The following is an 18,772-nucleotide window of genomic DNA, read 5'->3' as shown; positions in this document are numbered from 1 at the left end:
TTGACTTCTCTTTAGTATTACAATAAATTTATTACGACTTTTTTAATGCCTTTAATGCATAGTAATAGGCTCCAATTGCTGTTGCTTTATTTGTTCCCAACCTACTAACGCCAATAGGTATTTTTTTATGGTTTTCATAAATCACTTCTGTTTCTAAACGAGGAATTTTGACCCGTTGAAAAGATTTTTCCAAAAATTTACACCGATCCGAAGCTTGATCATAATTATATATTGAAGGGATTATACGCGGAATTTTTTCGCCTTGAAACGATTGAATTTTTCCGCTTAAATGTTTAATTATTGATGGAATAATAATATCAGCAGCTCCTGAAATACCCCCACCAATAACTATTGGACAATCTAATAAAGTGATCACATTTGCTAACGCTTCGCCAATGTTAATTCCTATGTTTTCAAATGCTTTGTAAGCTGCTTTTTGATGTCCAGTCTTTGAACCAATAGCAATATTATAAATTTCTTGGGGTGACAAAACGGATTGGTTCCCACTATATCTACAATAGTCATTTTGAATCGACCTTATACTAACGCCTTCCTCAACGTATAACTTATTGTTTTGGAAATGTCTCATTAACCATATTTCACTAGATGCTGAATTTTCGCCGGTTATTAATTCACCATTTATAACTAAACCTCCACCAAAACCTGTCCCTAACGTTATTCCGAATAGACTTTTATAATTACTTCTGCTATTATTTTTTTCAATTTCATCATTTAAATCTGAAAGAAACCCCGCCATAAATTCACCGTAAGTGAAAAGATCACCGTCGTTATTAATAAATACAGGTAACTTAAATTCATTTTCTAAAAATGGCCCAAGAGCTACTCCTCCCTTAAAGCATGGTATATTAAAAAGATCTCCAATAATCCCCCTAGAATAATCGGCTGGACCTGGGAAAGCAAAGCTAATAGCGGCAGGAGGACCTTCAAGCATATCAATTAAATCTTGAAATCCTTCAACTATCAAATCTAAGCACCTATCCAGGTTATCGGAAACTGTTTCTTTAAGTACAGGGGGACATAAAAAATTCTTATTTTGCATTGCCATAAAAGACATATTTGTCCCTCCAGCGTCTAAAGTTAAAACAATTGGATTTTCCATATAAATCACTAATTTTTTAAACTATCTCCTATTTTCGCATTAAGGGACGAAAATTCTTCAGCAAAATTCTGAAGTATGATAAGAGTAGAAATATCTTTATCATATATTGAATACCATCCTTGATATTCATGTGGAGGATCTCCAATAAAATCATCTCCAGTTTTCCATATTGCCTTAGGCTCACTGGGTCTTCCTTCTCCTCCCCATGCCCAAAAATTTACGCCAGACATTTGATTCAAGTTTCGAGCATAATTTAAAGTTGATTGAAAAATAAATCTGAAATACTTATCTCTATATGTTACACCTGAAGCTACTTCGTAATTATTATCATCCCTTGATATTCCGAATTCCTCGAGCACTATCGGTTTATTTAAGTCTTGGGCGACCTTCAGATGTTCATTTATATATTGTGAAGCTTTAAGTATTGCGTTACTGTATGTTTCTTCTGGTTTTTTTGGATCATACCAGCCCCAGTTTTGAACCCATAAATGAAACGTACAATAATCAATAGATGAGTTATTGTGGTCCTTAAAAAAGTCTGTCCCATTGTTTGGTGAAGGTGTGTTTCCTTCACTTCCTATAGATACTAAATGATTTGTATCTAATTCTTTTATAAAATCTGCCGTTTCAAAGATCCACTTTCTATATAATTCCGGTTTATCTATTCCTTCCGGTTCATTGGCTAATTGCCAGGCCATAATAGTTGGGTCAAGCCTGTATTCTAAATTATTTACTGAATTCTTTCTATTAATAATTGTGCGAATTAAATCTCTAAACCATTTTTGTGCTTTTTCATTTTGATAAAATCTTGCTGAGTATTCCTGGTAAGTGCGCCAATCTCCTCCCTCTGCAGGAGGAGGAAAAGGAATATCTTCATCTCCATTTGCCCAAGAAACATATTGAGAAAACCCGCCAGACCAAGGCCAGAAATTATTAAGACACACTACTGCAAGCATATCTCTTTTTTTCATTTCATCAAGTAGAAAATCCAAACCAACTAACAATTTCTCATCATACTTTCCTGGCTCAGGTTGTAAGGTAGGTTGCATTCGCCAGGAAGCATCTGCCTCTCCCTCTGAAGACGCCATAATTCTCAAATTTTTGACGCCAAGTTTTTCTAATTGATTTAATTCTCGAATCAGCCGATCCTTATTATTACCACCTAAGTTCATACCATACCAAAAATTTGTTCCTAGGTAATGATAAGTTTTTCCGCTCCTTATGAACTGGCCATTTTGAACCTCAACAAAATCTTGAGCATTTATTGTTAAAAACATTATGAAGCATGTAAATAGAATTATATAGTCTTTATTCATATTTCGGTTTCATGCATGAATAGAAATAGTGATCATGCAGTTGTAATTAATGTTGTAATGCTTCAAATCCCACTTTTATATTTACTCTCAAATGGCATTTTCTATCAGTATATTTTTAGGTTTCTCTATAATAACCTTCATTAAAGTGATTTTTAGAAGAAAGCAGCATACATTCCAAAACAAGCCAAGATTAGAACAACTACTTGAATCCTATAATTTTTATACCAAAGCACTCCTCTCATTTCCTTGGTTTCCTCCCTCCATATCTGCACAGTCCAGGTATTGTCCCTAACCTTTTCTTCAGAAGGTGGCTGAGTAAAAAAGCTAACTATTACCGTTATAGTCAAACTTATAATGAGTAGAATTGGGGCCAGAAGCAAAAAGTGAAGTCCCAATTCAATATTTAAAACATATTTCATAATCATTATTGTGGCAGCCACAAAAAGACCTGAAAATAAGCCGATGATTGCACCTGTCCCATTGGCCCTTTTCCAGAATAAACCTAAAAAAAAGGTTCCAACAATGGGGGGAGCCAAATATGACACTATCTCCTGATAATAAGCGATAAGAGAATCAAACTCCCTGATATATGGCGCCCAAATTACCGCAATTACTAACGTAATTATTGCTGTTATCTGACCCACTCGAACTTTTTTCTTTCCACTTGCACTTTTATCGATCTTACTATAAAAATCCATTGTAAAGAGGGTAGAGACCGAACTCAATGTAGCACTTAGGGTGGAGGTCAGTGCTGATATCATAGCAGAAAGAATAATCCCAATAAGACCAACTGGTAGGAGTTCAAGAATTAGGCGGGGATATACCTGGTCTGTATTAATTCCATATTCCTGTTTTAGGACACTTCCACTGATTATTTCATGAGGAAGATTTTCAACTCCAAAAAGGTTGATACCTCTAGCTATCAAGCCTGGAATTATAAATATAAAAATGGTTAATAAGTACAAAAATCCAACTAATAAAACACCTTTCCTTCCATGGTCTACAGATTTGGCAGAGAGTACTCTTTGAACCATAACCTGGTTATTTGCCCAAAAGTAAAATCCTAGAATGGGAATCCCTACCCACATGCCTAGCCATGGAACAGTGGGATCATCAAAGGGGCGCGTCAGCTTAAGCCAGAAGCCGTCATTGAACCTTTCCACAAAAGTGTCCCATCCTCCAATATTGTTAAGTGCAAAAAAGAATAACAATCCCGAACCAATTATTAAGATACCAGCCTGTATCATATCAGCATTGATGGCAGAAGAAAGACCACCTATAATTGTGTAACTTCCTGCTACTGCAGCCATACCAATAATTATCCATACAATTTCAGCTTCAGGAAAGATCATTTTAATAATTAATGCCCCGGTATATAAAGTAGCGGCAGCATCTAGAAATACATTCCCAATAATTGTAATGAAAGAAAAATAAGTCCTTGATCTTCCATCGAATCTTCTTTCTAGAAATTCCGGCATAGTAAAAATGCCTGATCTAATATAAAAAGGGAGAAAAAAAGTAGCGAAAAAAGCGAGGACAAGTACAGATATCCAATTGTAATTAAAAACTGCTATACCACTGATAAAGCCTTCTCCAGAGTGTCCCATCAAAGTTGAACTAGAAACACTTGCCGCAAAAAGAGAGAGACCTACCATTGGCCAGGTCAGGTTTCGTCCTGCAAGAAAATAATCATCTGAATTCTCTGTTTTACCATGTTTTAATGCCCACCAAATAATGAATACTATATAGGCAAGTAAGACCAAAAAATCTATTATACTTAGACTCATGATTTTACTTGAGAATTATAGGTGGTAAACAAAACAACGCTTTTCGACGGTAATTTTAGTTCGAATCCCTCTTTAAGCGTTATATTTTCCTTTTCAGGTATAGGGAAGCCCATGGAATCTACTGGACGTATACTCTCAGAGTATAGATACTTATTAAATCTTTTACCGTTTGCATTAAAGGAATTAGCATCTACACCCAATTCTATATCCTCTTCTGAATTGTTTATTACTGAAAAAGTGATATCGCCTTCAGAAGATTTACCAACGACGAATCTTACCATTTCCGGTAGTTTCCCGCTGGTTTCTACGATGTCCATTTCTCCTTTAAAATATTTAGTCATCAAAGCCCAAGTATAAAACCAGGGGCGAATGTCCTCATCTTTTTTATCCCCGGTTAATTCTTCCCCTAAAATATTCCACATACCCCAACGCTTTAGTTGAGTTTTATCTCCCGTATCACCGTTGGTATGCATAGCATCATCTAAACCCCAGGCAATCACACCATCAAACCCTGCATTAAGTGCCTGAGCCATTATATCAGCCATATCCACCCCATAATCGTAATCATAAACCCGCATTTGACTATCGGGACTCGCATAGGGATCTGCATTATATCGTGAAATATTTGGTTCTATATATTTTTCAAAACCCACTTCCCCAAGCACAAACGGCTTATGTGAAACGCTGTCGGCGAGAGCGATCATTTCTGAATACATCTCCTGAAATTCGCCTGACCGAACTTTTTCTTGTGTAGGATAGTCATGGACATCATAAGCTCCTAATACATTATTTAATTGCAAAACTGCCTGTTTTGCCCATTCAACTCCCTTATAAATTGATTTTTCGTTATTATAAGGGGTGCTATCAGGACCCATTAGTTTTAACTTGTCTAAATCTCTTGAAGCAACAGCGCTATCTAACATTTTAACGGCCTCTTTCCATTCTTCCCAATTTCCATCAATAGAAGACCAGTATCCGTTGGGTTCATTGACCAAATTATAATATTGGATACATTGATACCCTTTTTCCTTAATGAGGTATTGAAGGTGATCAGCGATGATGGAAATCCATTTAGGGTCTGTTGCTCCGGTAAAGACATTCTGCATATTCAGGTTAGTGTCATGTACTTTATAAGGTTGTCCCCATTCTCCTAAAATTACCTGAATATTATTCTTTTCACAATAATCAAGTAATTTGTAGAGGGCTTGCATTTCCTCATTTTCAAAGTCTAAAACAGGATTCCCTTCTTTATCCATACCTTCCAAATATCTCCAGTTAGCCTGGTCAAGCACTCTAACAATTTTAGGTTGCATAAAATCCAACCGTTCAAAAACTGTATTCCATTTTTCCTCTGTCATTAAAAGACCCCATTCAGCATCCTCAGCATCCGCGTGAGGATAAGCTGACCATTCGACGCCTCCTCCAATAAAATCTGAAGATGATGATATTACATTATCCGGAAGCAAACTTATTTGCTCCGAAGTTGAATTAGATGATTTTTTATCGCACCCAATCATTAATAATGCGAATAAGCCCATCAGGTAAGAAGAAGTAGTAATTTTTTTAAGCATTCTTCAAAGCATTTAAGAGTTCTTCTAAATTACAGGTGGCTAGTCCGACATATTTATCAGCTGCACCGTAATAAACGTACAAAGTATTTTCAAGAATCATGTTACCAGTAGGAAACACACATCCTTTATAATATCCTTCGAGCTCATAATCATACTCTGGTTCCATAATAAAGTAAGGAAGTCTATGTGTCACGATTGTTGGATCTTCTAGATCGAGCAATACTGCACCTACTCTATAAAAACCTTGACCGCCATTTTCCACACCATGGTAGATAATTAACCATCCATCTTTTGTTTTCAAAGGGGGAGTGCTTCCTCCTATTTTTTCTTCCCATGTACCTTTTATACCGCTCAACAATAACTTACTTGGCTCATCCCATACCATAAGGTCATTTGAAAATTTAATCCATATAGACGGATGTTGACACCCATACTCTGTGCCTACCCATTCCTTGGGACGGTGAAGCATTGCATATTTACCATTGATTTTTTCCGGGAATAATATCACATCCCGATCATCAAGTTGAGGACTGGTAATTCGCCCCAGTCTACGATACGTATGAAAGTCTTTTGTTAATACTAATCCTGAATTTGCAATATTTTTTTTCAATACCAAAGGCGCATCTTTACCTACTTCAGGTAGCCTTATTTCATCATGACCAAAATTCCAGTATTGACCGGGGGGATAAGGCCGATAAGCATATGTGATATAATACTCCTCCCCAAATTTTACAATTCTCGGATCTTCTATAGCACCCATATCCGGACCATCTAAACTAGGTTCTAAAACTGGTTTATCAGAAACTCTTTTAAAATCCATTCCGTTATCACTGGTTGCCAATCCGAAACGAATCACATGTTCCTGATCGTTTCCTGCCGCCCGATACAGCATGTAAAATTTCCCATCTTCATACCAAACACCCGGATTACAGGTTACCAGTGATTCCCAGTCGTTGTCTGGGGTTGGGCTTAATACTGGATTACCTTCATACTTTTTAAGGGTAATTGAAATTTTCTTTAAAGCAGGATTTTTCCGTTCATTCATTCTATTTACTAGTTTACTGGAATTAATTGCCATTGTTGATTATTCTTCTCATTGACTTCCCATTGCTGAATGTTCAATCCATTATCATTAACGTTCACCCCGTTGGCTACATCTAATGCTTTCCCGCTATTTCTGTTAATTAGCTGGTAGGATCCGTTAGGAAGTTGGTTTATTTGCCATTGTTGGTTTGTTTTACCTTCATAATCCCACTGCCCGACATTTGCGCCATTGGTTATATCAAATCCTAGGACGTCTAGAGCTTTATAACTATTTTGCGCGATGATGCTGTAAAACCCATTTCCAACGGCCGTAATCTGCCATTGCTGATTGCTTTGCGATAGGTATTCCCACTGTTGTACGTTGGTTCCATTGGAAGTCGCAGTCACCCCTCCTTCCACATCCAAAACCTTCCCAGTACCAACGGATTTTATCTGGTATATTTCACCGGAGACCAGACCACTATTAGCACTGGGATCCACCAAGGTTGGAAAATCATCATAAAAGTTACTGGTGGCGGTAGCAATCTCATTGAAGTATCCATAGCCATCATTTTCATGTGGGTTTTTCCAGGCACAAACACCTGCGTATCCATTCCAATAGGATTGCTTGTAATAATTGGTTAAGGTAATATTCCAGTTGTTGGCATTATTCATCGTATTCGCATCAATATCATATCCAGGAGTCTCTCCTATGAGGGCAGGTTTGTTCCCATTGTCCAGCCAGTATCCTATAGAGGTATCAAAAGGGCCATCAGATGACTGCCATTGATACCAGTGAGGTGACCAAAAATCCAGATAGGCATTGCTATTGGCAAATTGTGCCTGAAGCGATGCATCACTGTAATTATTACCCGCATACTGATTCCATCCCGCATAACGGTTACTATTAAAAATGATCCACATCGATCCGACTGTAACCGGTTTCTGACTGTGCTCATTAATCGATGCGGCCATCATTGCAACAAAACGAACAACATTGTCTTTAGGCAAGTTCCCGCAATTGGCATCTCTCCACATATGTTCCGGTTCATTGCAAATATCATATCCCATTATGATCGCCTCATTTTCATATCTGGCTAAAAATGGTTCAAGAAAATATTCGGTATACCATTGTGTTTTGTTTTGATCATTGATGATTTGCCGGTACTGATTATAGTTGGAACTATTGGAATCTTTGACCATATCAAAAGACCAGAAGGTTGGCATGAGATAGACCCCCTTACTTTTGGCAATTTCAACTAGTTGATCCATATCGGTCCAGAATTGAGAACTCGCTCCAGTAACCAAACCGTCTCCATTTAGCGATGGGCTGTAGTTTCCCGCTCCGTGTATCCACACTCTGGCCAGATTAATATGATTCTGTCGATAGCGTTCAAACTCTGCTTCCCACCAGCTATAATCAAAATTTCTACCAAGGAAATCCAAACTATAATCGCTTTGAGGCTGCCATGCGGTATTCACTCCGTTGAAAAATATTTCCTGTCCATTGACATAGAACTTGGAGCCTCCAATACGAACCTGCTGAGGACTAATGGTTATGTTGCGCGGCTGAACGTTCTCCTCCTGCTCCTCCAATACTTCATCTTGATAACAACCGAGTGATAAAAGCAGTATCAGTGCCGATATAGTTAGTTTTATTCGATTAAATAGTACTTTTGCGAAAATCATCTTATTCTACTTTTATATTATTAGGCATTCCGTACATATTCGGTAAGTCGTTACTGAATAGTATATGAGACATCTCATAAAAATCAACGAAGTTTTCTGTCGTAGCTTCTCCTTCAAACGGAGCAAAGTAATGATGTCCATTTTGGTCGGGATCATATTTATTTCGCCATAGAACAATCATCGATATTTCCTTTCCAGCTAGCGGTATTCCAATTTCGTTTGTCCAGTAATCATCGATAGGAGTTCCATCTGCGTAGCGAATTCCTTCAACACCTGTTTCAGTAACACCACAAGGCATCATTTTTTCCTGTGATAATAATGTCAAATTCCGTAGGTTGGTGCTAAAGGCTGATGTATTGGTACCATGATAGCTGTCCATACCTATAAAATCAACATAGTCATCTCCAGGCCAACGAAACAGAAAGCTATCCTTAGAACCAGCCTGATCTAATTGAGGAGATATAGCATAAATAAAATTATGTACATCCTTAGAATCTTTTAAGTAATCAATGGTAAACTTCCAAAGCTGTACGAATTCAGTTTGCGTTGTGGCACTTCTACCCCACCATGACCACGTTTGGGTATGTTCATGAAATGGTCTGAATATTATTGGAATTAATTCTCCATTACTATCTTTAAGATTATTAGCAAACTCTGCTAACTTATCGAGCCAACCTACATATTTAACCTGGGTAGTGCTCCCATCAGTCAAAATTTCCTTAGCGACTATATTACTGGAGTTATCCCAAGAGTCTCCCCCGGTTAAAGGATTATTTAGATGCATATTTGCAATGATTACCTCTCCCCTTGAACGTGCTTCTTTAATTGTTCGAATTCTGTCATCATTTAAGTCTGACCCATTGCTTCTGTCGTCCATGATTTCTGCAACATCTACACTAAAGACAGCTGGATAATCACCGACCACATCTTTTATATCAGACCGCCCATTTTCGGTATACCAGTTACGTCCATATATTAAATCATCGTGATGACCAAACATAGTACCGCTTTGTTGAACCTCCCATAAATTGGCGTACAATGCTTTTGTATCTTCAGTAGCTTTTGAATCGACCAGGCTTAAAGTAGTATCTTCGATTTCTTCTCCTGTCTCACCATCAGTTTCATTTACTTCGGGAGATTCTTCAGAACAACTAATAATAGTAAATAGTAATAAAATCAGCCAATTCATTCTCGTTTTCATTTTCATAGAATATTATTTAATGGTAGTTAAAACTGTCAACGATTCAGCAGAAACGTCTAATTGGTTTTCTGAAGAAAACACTAGGTTTATCTCATCATTGGGTTTCAAACTATGACCCCCTACTTTATTTAGATGACCGTTTGCATAAACAAATTTTTTAAAAAGGCTCTTTCCTTCATAATTCAAAGGCATTAGGTCTAATTTTTTATTTTCACCAGAGATATTAATTATTGCAATTGTGTAAGCACCTTTATATTTTAAAGCTATAGCCTTAATTGCTGGGTCACCAGCCGTTTCTACTTTTAGGATCTTACTCCCTTGCGGCATATATTTACTGAGTAAAGACCATGCATAATACCAGGGTCTTACTTCTTCTTCCGAATCGCCAAAATACTCTTCACCGAGAATATTCCAGAATCCCCAAACCTTAAGTTTATCAGGAGATTCTTTTGAATGCATAGCATCATCCAACATCCATACTACACACCCTGCATAACCAGCATTAACTGTTTGAAAAAGCGCATCAGCCATATCAATTCCATAACTATAATCATACACAAACATTTGAGAATCTTCTATAGATGCATAAGGTTTTGCCTTAGCCCGGCGAATATTTTCTTTTTGGTAAATAGAATCTTCTGGTTCGACGAATTTAAATCCGATTTCACCCATGATCATCGGAACATCCCTGGGTGCTGCTTCTCTATATGAGCGTATAATATTCTCGTATCTTCCAGAATTCACAGTAGCTTTTGACGGATATGTGTGAATATCATATAAACCTACAGCATCCTCAAGATCATCAGCACTTTTAGTCACCCAATCAATTTTATCCGTTTTCCAAATTGCTATATCAGGAGCCATAATTTTTACTTTATGAGCTAAATCCAGGTCTTCCAATTCATTATAAAAAAACTGCGTTGCATTCTTCCACAAATTGTAATTACCATCAGTAGAAGACCAAAAACCGTTCGGCTCATTTATTAGATTGTAATATTTAATACAGTTATAATTCTTAGTATTAACTAAAAACTCCAGATATTTAGCAGCATGTTTCAAATTTTTCTCATTGATGGTATTGGCCTCACTATCCACCATTCCCCCACCCCAATCACCAAAGGTTACAGTTACCGAGCGAGACTGACAATAATCCAGTATCGGTTTTAAATCCTTGAATTTCTTATAAGGATTTAATGTATCATTAGTGATGGATGAAGTAGTATTTACCATTACTCTAACAACCTGAGGTTTCATAAAGTCAAGGCGACTATATAATTTATCCCAATCGGTTTTGGAAATTTCTAGCTCTACCTCACCATAATCCACTTGATACGGATCCCATTGAACGCCATTCCCTAAATAATTTTCAAGTGTAATAATATTTCCTTCAACAGTAACAGTTGCATCAGCTTGTGCCATACAACTGCTACTAATGGAGGCTAAAATCAAACTTAAACTGAATGTTATATAAGACAACCAGGAATATTTCATTACTAATTATTCTGTTTTCGTGACTTCAATCCAATATCTTCTTGGACGCTTGACGAACTTATCAAAATCAGAATAAATATTGTCCCAGTCGTCAGTTCCGTTTAAATTGAAAACAAAAGCCATATTCTCTATAGTTTTACTCAATCCGTTACCGAGATCTACTGTACCCGCTGATTCTATAGTTCCTGTGGTAGTACGACCATCGGTGAAGGTAAAAGTAATAGTACCTGTATTATAGTCTCTCATCCACTCTGCTTCACCTTTCGGTATTTTTCTATAAAAATTGTTTACATCTGTTACAGGATCGAGAACGAACTGGAAATCAGCGTATGTTTCATCTGGTCCGGCATAATTAGTTACCGTACCATATGTATTTCCTTCCGCCGTAATTCCTCCTAATTCAAAAACAAGATAATTATCAAGTTCAGCCTGAGGCCCTTGTGTTTCAGGCCATATCCATGGTTTAGATGTTAAATCCAACACAGCTCCTCCTCCATATTCGGGTCCTGTCCCTCCATACAATACCAGTTTATCGATTTCATATCTACCTAAAATGGTTTCACTGAATGAATTAACCTTAATGGTATAATCCCGCTTTTTTCCATTTTGCGATGTAACTGTTAGGACTGCCGTATTGTCCGAATTTTCAAAATTAAGACTTTCACCTTCTTTAATATTTGAGGTCGCTCCATATGATAATACAAGTTCTGTTAAATTTATAGAACTTAAATCCTCAACAGCATCTCCATTAATAGAAAGTTCAATTTGTCCAGTTTCTTCATTAATTCTCTCAATAACTGGTTGTCCTACCTGGTTCTGAAACTTAATTGAAATAATACTTCTTTCGTTATTCCAGTCACCAGATTCTATATCCTCCCAAGGATCATCCTGACAGCTATATGAGATGATTCCGATTAATATCAGTATCAGAAATTTTAATTTTTTCATTGTTTTTTTATTTTAATTATAAACTAGGGTTCAAATCAATTTCCCTTTGGGGAAGAGGATAAAAATTGGCCTCATCTTTAGATAATCCTGATGCTTCCGATACAGTCTCCGTAACTATATTAAACCTTCTCAAATCGTAAAGCCTATTGCCTTCCCAGGCAAGCTCCCATTTCCTTTCACGTAACACTGCTTCCCTAAAATCATCTATACTCAATCCAGATTCTAAATCATTAAGCCCCGCTCTATTTCTTATATAATTCACATAATCATAAGCCTGTGATGTCGGTCCTGCCGCTTCAGCATAGATAAGTGCAACATCCGAATACCTTAACAAAAATGGTTTTGTACTTGTTTTATCCCCTATGAAATTTGGATCAATATACTTTCGGGAAAATGGGTAGACGATTGCTCCAGGATAAGTTGCCGAAAGTTCAGCTTGAGCATTATAAACACTATCCACAATTAATTCTGTTTTTCTCTTGTCGCTATTATCGTAGCTATTATAAAATTCGGTTTGAGTATTAAATACGCTCCAACCATCATGAGAGGGTGTATAGGTCCCATTAGGATTTGGTAAATAAATGGTTGCTCCATCTATATAGGGAATAAATAATTTGGAAATCTTAGAGTAATCTCCTTCAATAGTTCCACTTCTATCCATTGAAAGAAGAAAAATATTTTCGCTTCCTAAAGGCATTTCAACATCATAAATATCCAATAAATTATCTTCGAAACCGTATACAGAATGTCCTTCTAAAACTTGAGCAGCTGTTTGCTCTGCCATACTATACATGGAATTTACCTCTCTATTCATTTCCATATATTGGGAAACTCCGTTTTCCTTGGCAGAAGCAATTTGCAGATAAACCTTTGCCAATAAAGCTTGAGCTGCAACTTTATCAGCTCTTCCAAGCCTTTGATTTATTCCTAAAAGTTCAATAGACTTTTCGCAATCTGAGATTATTAAGTCATATATCTCATCCAGATTTTCCGAAAGTGGTGCTGAAGTTTGATTGAGAGTTTGAACTACATTCTTATGAATAGGAACGTTACCAAATGCTCTGACGAGGTTGAAATAGTTCCAAGCTCGTAAAAAATATGCTTCACCAACAATTTGATTCTGAAATTGTTCATCATAATTAGCTTCAGGCACATTTTCGAGAACAGCATTTGACCTGTTTATTGCTATATAGGCATACTTAAAAAAATTATTAAGGATATTATTATTCTGAAAAGTCGAAACCTGCCAATTGTTTAAATTTTGTACATCTATTCCCTCATCATTCTTTGGAAAAATTTCATCCGTGGGTAAATCGCCTAGAAAATAAATTGCTCTTGAATATTCCAGATAGGTCAATGCATCATAGGCGTAATTAATAGCCGCAGTGGCATCAGCTTCGGTTTGATAAAAATTTTCTTCTGAATAAAATCCATATGGATCTTCTTCTAGATCGCAGGATAGAATTCCCAAAAAAGTAAAAAGTAGTCCTAATTTATATAAGTATTTCATAATAATTTTTTTTAAAAGGTTAGATCTAATCCGAATGTCAACTGACGAAGTCTAGGATACCCGCCCCAATAGATACCATCGGTACCTACTTCGGGGTCATATCCTTCAAAATCGGAGAATGTATATAGATTATTCCCATTTATATATATCCTAGCATTGTAAATTATTGAATCATCGAAAGGAAGCGTATATCCCAAAGTAAGATTCTGTACCCTTACAAAGGAACCATCCTCTACCCACCAGTCTGAAAAGTATGTTTGCCTACCATCGCGTAATCTTGGATAGTCATTAGTTGGATTGTCTAAAGTCCAGCGATAAGGAAGGTTACTTGGTTGATTGAACCTTTGCGTATTAATCACATCCTGACCAAAACTTCCATTAAAAAATATACTAAAATCAAAGTTTTTATAATTTAGGTCAAAACCAAGACTTAAATTAAAATCCGGATTTGGATCCCCTATTATTGTCCTATCATCTAAATTAATAATTCCGTCACTGTTAACATCAACATATTTAAATTCACCAGGTTGAGCTAAATCCCCGTCCAAACCGGCATCAATACCTTCTTGTAAAGTCTGAATAATTCCATCAGTTTTATAACCATAGAAGACATTGACAGGCTCCCCTACAGCAAGAATATTCGGATACTGACGAAATTGTGCAAGACTGTTCCCGGAATATTCAAATTGCATTCCGGTGTTAGGATCTATAAGTAAGCCCGATTCAGCTACACCACCAAGATCAAGTACTTCGTTTTCGTTTGTAAAGAATATTAAAGTTGAACTAAAACTAAAGTCTTCTTTATCAATCATATTTGCATTGACGCTCAGCTCAAAACCTTCATTTGTAATTTCTCCGTTATTTATCCAAATACGATCATAGCTTGATGAAGGAGTAAGGATTCTCTCTCGTAATAAATCCCGAGTATGCTTTTTATAATAATCAAATGTTAGGCTTAGCTTCTCATTAAATAATGCCATATCTAAACCAATATCATATTGAGAGGTAGTTTCCCATTTGAGATCTGGGTTAGGAATTCCTCCCCACAACACCTCGATCCCACCTTGACCTGCTCTTCCCACTTCAAATCCTGGTCCTATAGCAGTTACCCAACTTCCATTGTCATAATATTGACTTACCCCATATCGGCTTAAGGTTTGATAAGGACTAATTCCCTGGTTACCTGATATACCGTAACTAAGCCTTAATTTTAATTGGTCTATGGTTTCGACATCTTTTAGGAAGTCTTCTTCATGCAATTTCCAGCTAAGAGCACCAGATGGAAAAAACGCCCATTTATTATTCTTTCCGAATTTGGAAGAACCATCCACCCGACCAGTGAATGTCGCTAAATAGCGGTTTAGAAATCCATAATTTAGTCTAAATATACCAGAGACAAGCTCTGTTTCTACATGACCATTGGAGACTCGATTCAATTCTGGATTACCCGCTCCAATATTTTCATTTTGCATTGTTTCATTTACGAAATCAAAAGCTCCCAGAGAAGAATTTCTTTGCAAATAATTTTCGTAAGTAAATCCCCCCGTTGCTCCAATCGTATGATCACCGAATGTTTCATCATAATTGGCAAAAGTTTCAGTTACAAAATTATGAGACTGCCAATTATTAATAGATGCTGCTCCATTGTTGAAATCTCCTGCCTCAGTATATGTACTGGGAAAAAACTGGTCATTAATATACTCGCCGTATTTATAATTAATTCGGGAAGTTAGTTTAAGAGCATCGAAGATGTCATATTCCAAAGCTAATGAAGTAATGACATCTGTTGTTTTCGTTTCATCCAGTCTATTTTCGGAAATAGCAACAGGGTGAGAATAATCATTGGTACCAACAAGAAAGTAGTCTCCATTTTCATCATAGACTGGAAATATAGGATTTCGCCAGTATGCCAGCCCTGAGTTTGCATCACGGTTACCTTTGCTAAGAACATTCGAAAATCTAATTTTAAAGTCTTCAAAGAGGTCATGATCCACTCTAAGGTTATAACCTATCTTACTATAGTCGTCATCTTTATAAACTCCCATATCAGTGAAATAGTTGGCACTTAAATTAAAGCTGGTTTTTTCCGTACCACTGTTTAAACTAATAGTAGTATTATTTGAAATCGGCGCATCTCTAAAGACGATATCGTCCCAACTTGTGAAATTGGGCCATTCACCTGATTGCAGTTCATAAACTGAAGGGTAATAAACGCCTGTTGCATTCTGAGCCCCTATATACAGAGGCTGAAACCCACCATTAATTCTTGATTCATTATTAATTTGAGCTAAAAGAACAGGATCTCTCCATAAGTCAACCTCTGAGTTAAAATATGACACTGAAGATTGTTGCTGAATTCTCACATTAGTTTTTCCTTCCTTCGCTCGATTTGTAGTGATGATTATTACTCCATTAGCACCCCTTGAGCCATAAATGGCTGAAGCAGAAGCATCTTTTAAAACGTCCACACTTTCAATATCCGCAGGGTTTATTTGTTTTAAATTACCTGCATCACCCAGAGGAAAACCATCAACAACTATTAACGGGGAATTAGAACCTCTTAATGAACTCCCACCACGAATTCGTACTGTTGCGCCCGCTCCCGGATCCTGAGATGGTGTTGAGACCTGCAAACCTGCAATTCTTCCTTGTAGGTTGCGTTCTATAGAATTAGCAGGAATATCTTCAATCTTCTCGGTTTTTAAAGTACTTACTGATCCAGTTAAATCTTGACGCTGAACATTACCATATCCCACAACTACAACTTCAGAAAGTTGCTGCAAATCATTCTGAAGGGATATATTTATTATACCATTTTCCGGAATCGAAATCGTTTTCGATTCAAACCCAATACTTGAAAATACAATTTGCGAATCAAGAGAATTCACCTCTAGATTAAATTCGCCATCAAAATTGGTTACGGTACCATTAGAAGTATCTTCTTCCAATACCGTAACTCCTGGAATTGGTATACCATCTTCATCAGTAACGGTCCCGGAAATTCCAACTTGTGCTTTAGCATAAATACTTGTGATTAAAAATATTATTAAAATCACAGAATTCTTAAGTGTAATATTCATTTCCATCAATTATTCTATTAATTATTGCGATATAACAAATTAAATAGAAGTTATTAAGAAAAATTTTGTAAATAAAGTCAAACTCTAATACTTTAATGAATATTAAACTATACTTAAATGAATTATTATATATTTATATAATTAATAATCATTCAGCTTACAATTTTTACGGCTATATAATAACTATTTCGCAATATTTATAGCATATATTCAAATTATTGTAATTATTACATTTATTAATAAATAACTAAATATAGTATTATTATGAATAAGAAAGAGAAAGTTTTAAGGGAGTTGGTGCCAATTTCCGAAGATGATTTCTTTATAGTATTAAATCATCATAATGCTAAATTTGATTTTCCATTGCATTACCATCCAGAATTTGAAATTAATCTTGTGTTGAATACCTCTGGGAAAAGAATAGTAGGTGATTCAATTGAACAATATTATGATTGCGACCTAGTCATTATAGGTCCCAATACTCCACATTATTGGGTGGGAGGAATGGATGATAGAGAAGCTCATGTAATCACCATACAGTTTCAATCGAGTTTTTTATCTCAATCCACTTTGAATAAAAAGCTTGCTTTCCCTATAAAGGAATTAATGGAAAAGGCACCAAGAGGAATTGCGTTTTCAAAAGAAACTATAGAAAAGTTAAAATCTAAAATTGTAAACTTATCGCATTCTCAAGATTTCGATTCATTTTTAAATTTTCTATCTATTCTATACGATCTTGCAATAGCCAGAAACACTCAAACTTTAGCCTCTATCACTTACATAGATAATTATAAAGTTTCCAAAAGTAGAAGAATTCAAAAAGTGAGTGAATATATCCATAAAAATCTGCATCAGAAGATACTCATTCAGGATGTTGCATCTTTAATAAATATGTCTGAATCAGCATTCAGCCATTTTTTTAAAAAAAGTACAAATAGCTCCTTTTCTGATTATGTTATAGATCTTCGTTTAGGACATGCCGCTAGGGAATTAATAGAAACTGAAAAATCGATTAATGAGATTTGTTTTGATAGTGGCTTTAGTAATATTTCTAATTTTAATAGATCCTTTAAAAGAAAAATTGGATTTACTCCCAGCTCATTTAGAGCTCAACAAAAATTAATTACTAAGCATTAACAACCTCTATTTCCAATTACGTCGCTGCAAAAGTTTCTAAACAATTTCTTCCCTATGCTATCTAGTCAAAAACTACTTAAAAATGAAAACTCGTCCAACATGTACCCGATCGGCCTGCAATTATATACATTAAGGGATTTGATGAAAAAAAATCCTGAAGAGGTCCTTAAAAAATTGTTTCACTTAGGATTTAAAGAAATCGAACTATACGGTTACCTCAACGGAAAATTTTGGAACCTTAACCCAAAAGAATTAATGAAAATTATAAATAGATATAATCTAATTTCTTCAAGTGGTCATTACGCGCTAGAATCAATGTTAAATGGAGATATTGATGAAATACATGAGATTATTGAAGTATCTAAAATTCTGAACCATAAGTACATTGTTGTTCCAAGCATACCTATTAACTTGCGAAAATCACATCAAGATTATAGAGCCATCGCTGATATACTGAACAAAGCCGGAGAATTGTGTAACAAATCAAATTTCAAATTAGCCTATCACAATCATGCTTTTGAATTTGAAAAACTAAATTATTTAAACATAACACCCTATGAATTCTTGTTGAAGAACACAGAGCCCGATTTGGTCAGTTTTGAGATTGATATTTATTGGGTTATTAATATGGGTATTTGTCCCAAAGAATTATTTAGAAAATTTCCAGGAAGGTTTAAACTTTGGCATATTAAAGACATGGATAAAAACGATCACAATTTAACAACTGAAATTGGTTACGGAAAAATTGACTTTGAAAACCTTTTGGAATATAAAAAATTATCGGGAGGGGAGACTTTTATTCTGGAACAAGAACACTTCAATATTGAACCATACGAAAGTCTGAAAATAAGTCAAAATTATATATCAAAAACTTTGAAGTTTTAGTTGTTGTTTGAATA

Annotated in this window: 13 protein-coding genes; 2 read left to right on the top strand and 11 right to left on the bottom strand. The window is 35.8% G+C overall.

All coding sequences use genetic code 11. The annotated features are described in order from the left end of the window. Positions 1 to 31: 31 nt before the first annotated feature. The 11 genes from DHD80_RS17430 to DHD80_RS17380 all read right to left on the bottom strand — a co-directional run bounded on the left by DHD80_RS17430 (position 32) and on the right by DHD80_RS17380 (position 16,736). Entirely contained in the window at positions 32 to 1,120 is a 1,089-nt protein-coding gene (locus tag DHD80_RS17430; RefSeq protein ID WP_251742745.1) for an ROK family protein, read from the bottom strand. An 8-nt stretch (positions 1,121 to 1,128) separates the two neighbouring features. Then, positions 1,129 to 2,436 (bottom strand): cellulase family glycosylhydrolase, encoded by a 1,308-nt coding sequence (locus tag DHD80_RS17425; RefSeq protein ID WP_251742744.1) that lies wholly within the window; start codon positions 2,434 to 2,436, stop codon positions 1,129 to 1,131. A 152-nt stretch (positions 2,437 to 2,588) separates the two neighbouring features. Continuing rightward, positions 2,589 to 4,199 carry a sodium:solute symporter gene (locus DHD80_RS17420; protein WP_251742743.1) on the bottom strand — a complete coding sequence of 537 codons (1,611 nt, stop codon included), beginning with the start codon at positions 4,197 to 4,199 and terminating at the stop codon, positions 2,589 to 2,591. Positions 4,200 to 4,219: 20 nt separating this feature from the next. Next, positions 4,220 to 5,794 carry a hypothetical protein gene (locus DHD80_RS17415; RefSeq protein ID WP_251742742.1) on the bottom strand — a complete coding sequence of 525 codons (1,575 nt, stop codon included), beginning with the start codon at positions 5,792 to 5,794 and terminating at the stop codon, positions 4,220 to 4,222. Next, positions 5,787 to 6,872, bottom strand: a complete 1,086-nt coding sequence (locus tag DHD80_RS17410; protein ID WP_251742741.1) for a glycosidase — start codon at positions 6,870 to 6,872, stop codon at positions 5,787 to 5,789. The genes DHD80_RS17415 and DHD80_RS17410 overlap by 8 nt, the downstream gene beginning before the upstream one ends. Beyond that, positions 6,848 to 8,506: an RICIN domain-containing protein gene (locus DHD80_RS17405; protein ID WP_251742740.1), complete on the bottom strand. Its 1,659-nt coding sequence runs from the start codon at positions 8,504 to 8,506 to the stop codon at positions 6,848 to 6,850. Before DHD80_RS17405 ends, DHD80_RS17410 begins: the two co-directional genes overlap by 25 nt. 1 nt (position 8,507) lies before the next feature. Beyond that, positions 8,508 to 9,713, bottom strand: a complete 1,206-nt coding sequence (locus DHD80_RS17400; RefSeq protein WP_251742739.1) for a glycosyl hydrolase — start codon at positions 9,711 to 9,713, stop codon at positions 8,508 to 8,510. Between the two features lie 6 nt (positions 9,714 to 9,719). After that, positions 9,720 to 11,198, bottom strand: a complete 1,479-nt coding sequence (locus DHD80_RS17395; protein ID WP_251742738.1) for a hypothetical protein — start codon at positions 11,196 to 11,198, stop codon at positions 9,720 to 9,722. A 6-nt stretch (positions 11,199 to 11,204) separates the two neighbouring features. After that, positions 11,205 to 12,146 (bottom strand): hypothetical protein, encoded by a 942-nt coding sequence (locus tag DHD80_RS17390; protein ID WP_251742737.1) that lies wholly within the window; start codon positions 12,144 to 12,146, stop codon positions 11,205 to 11,207. 16 nt (positions 12,147 to 12,162) lie between these two features. Beyond that, positions 12,163 to 13,656 (bottom strand): RagB/SusD family nutrient uptake outer membrane protein, encoded by a 1,494-nt coding sequence (locus DHD80_RS17385; protein WP_251742736.1) that lies wholly within the window; start codon positions 13,654 to 13,656, stop codon positions 12,163 to 12,165. Between the two features lie 11 nt (positions 13,657 to 13,667). Beyond that, the gene (locus DHD80_RS17380) at positions 13,668 to 16,736 is read right to left on the bottom strand and encodes a TonB-dependent receptor (RefSeq protein WP_251742735.1); all 3,069 of its coding nucleotides are present in this window, start codon (positions 16,734 to 16,736) and stop codon (positions 13,668 to 13,670) included. A 264-nt stretch (positions 16,737 to 17,000) separates the two neighbouring features. Here DHD80_RS17380 and DHD80_RS17375 point away from each other — a divergent pair, with 264 nt between their 5' ends. Both DHD80_RS17375 and DHD80_RS17370 read left to right on the top strand, forming a co-directional pair. Further along, complete coding sequence (locus DHD80_RS17375) at positions 17,001 to 17,873, top strand: AraC family transcriptional regulator (RefSeq protein ID WP_251742734.1); 873 nt, start codon at positions 17,001 to 17,003, stop codon at positions 17,871 to 17,873. 141 nt (positions 17,874 to 18,014) lie between these two features. Beyond that, positions 18,015 to 18,758, top strand: a complete 744-nt coding sequence (locus DHD80_RS17370) for a sugar phosphate isomerase/epimerase (RefSeq protein WP_251742733.1) — start codon at positions 18,015 to 18,017, stop codon at positions 18,756 to 18,758. The last annotated feature ends 14 nt before the right edge of the window (positions 18,759 to 18,772 follow it).

The organism is Gramella sp. AN32, assembly GCF_023718305.1.
GTDB lineage: Bacteria > Bacteroidota > Bacteroidia > Flavobacteriales > Flavobacteriaceae > Christiangramia > Christiangramia antarctica.
The sequence above is the reverse complement of the archived record's forward strand: the minus strand, read 5'-3'. Positions and strand labels throughout refer to the sequence as shown.

Coding starts and splice junctions, on each gene's coding strand:
- DHD80_RS17385 (WP_251742736.1), bottom strand. CDS start 13,656: ATGAAATACTTATATAAATTAGGACTACTTTTTACTTTTTTGGGAATT.
- DHD80_RS17400 (WP_251742739.1), bottom strand. CDS start 9,713: ATGAAAATGAAAACGAGAATGAATTGGCTGATTTTATTACTATTTACT.
- DHD80_RS17410 (WP_251742741.1), bottom strand. CDS start 6,872: ATGGCAATTAATTCCAGTAAACTAGTAAATAGAATGAATGAACGGAAA.
- DHD80_RS17425 (WP_251742744.1), bottom strand. CDS start 2,436: ATGAATAAAGACTATATAATTCTATTTACATGCTTCATAATGTTTTTA.
- DHD80_RS17430 (WP_251742745.1), bottom strand. CDS start 1,120: ATGGAAAATCCAATTGTTTTAACTTTAGACGCTGGAGGGACAAATATG.
- DHD80_RS17415 (WP_251742742.1), bottom strand. CDS start 5,794: ATGCTTAAAAAAATTACTACTTCTTCTTACCTGATGGGCTTATTCGCA.
- DHD80_RS17390 (WP_251742737.1), bottom strand. CDS start 12,146: ATGAAAAAATTAAAATTTCTGATACTGATATTAATCGGAATCATCTCA.
- DHD80_RS17370 (WP_251742733.1), top strand. CDS start 18,015: ATGAAAAAAAATCCTGAAGAGGTCCTTAAAAAATTGTTTCACTTAGGA.
- DHD80_RS17395 (WP_251742738.1), bottom strand. CDS start 11,198: ATGAAATATTCCTGGTTGTCTTATATAACATTCAGTTTAAGTTTGATT.
- DHD80_RS17405 (WP_251742740.1), bottom strand. CDS start 8,506: ATGATTTTCGCAAAAGTACTATTTAATCGAATAAAACTAACTATATCG.
- DHD80_RS17375 (WP_251742734.1), top strand. CDS start 17,001: ATGAATAAGAAAGAGAAAGTTTTAAGGGAGTTGGTGCCAATTTCCGAA.
- DHD80_RS17380 (WP_251742735.1), bottom strand. CDS start 16,736: ATGAATATTACACTTAAGAATTCTGTGATTTTAATAATATTTTTAATC.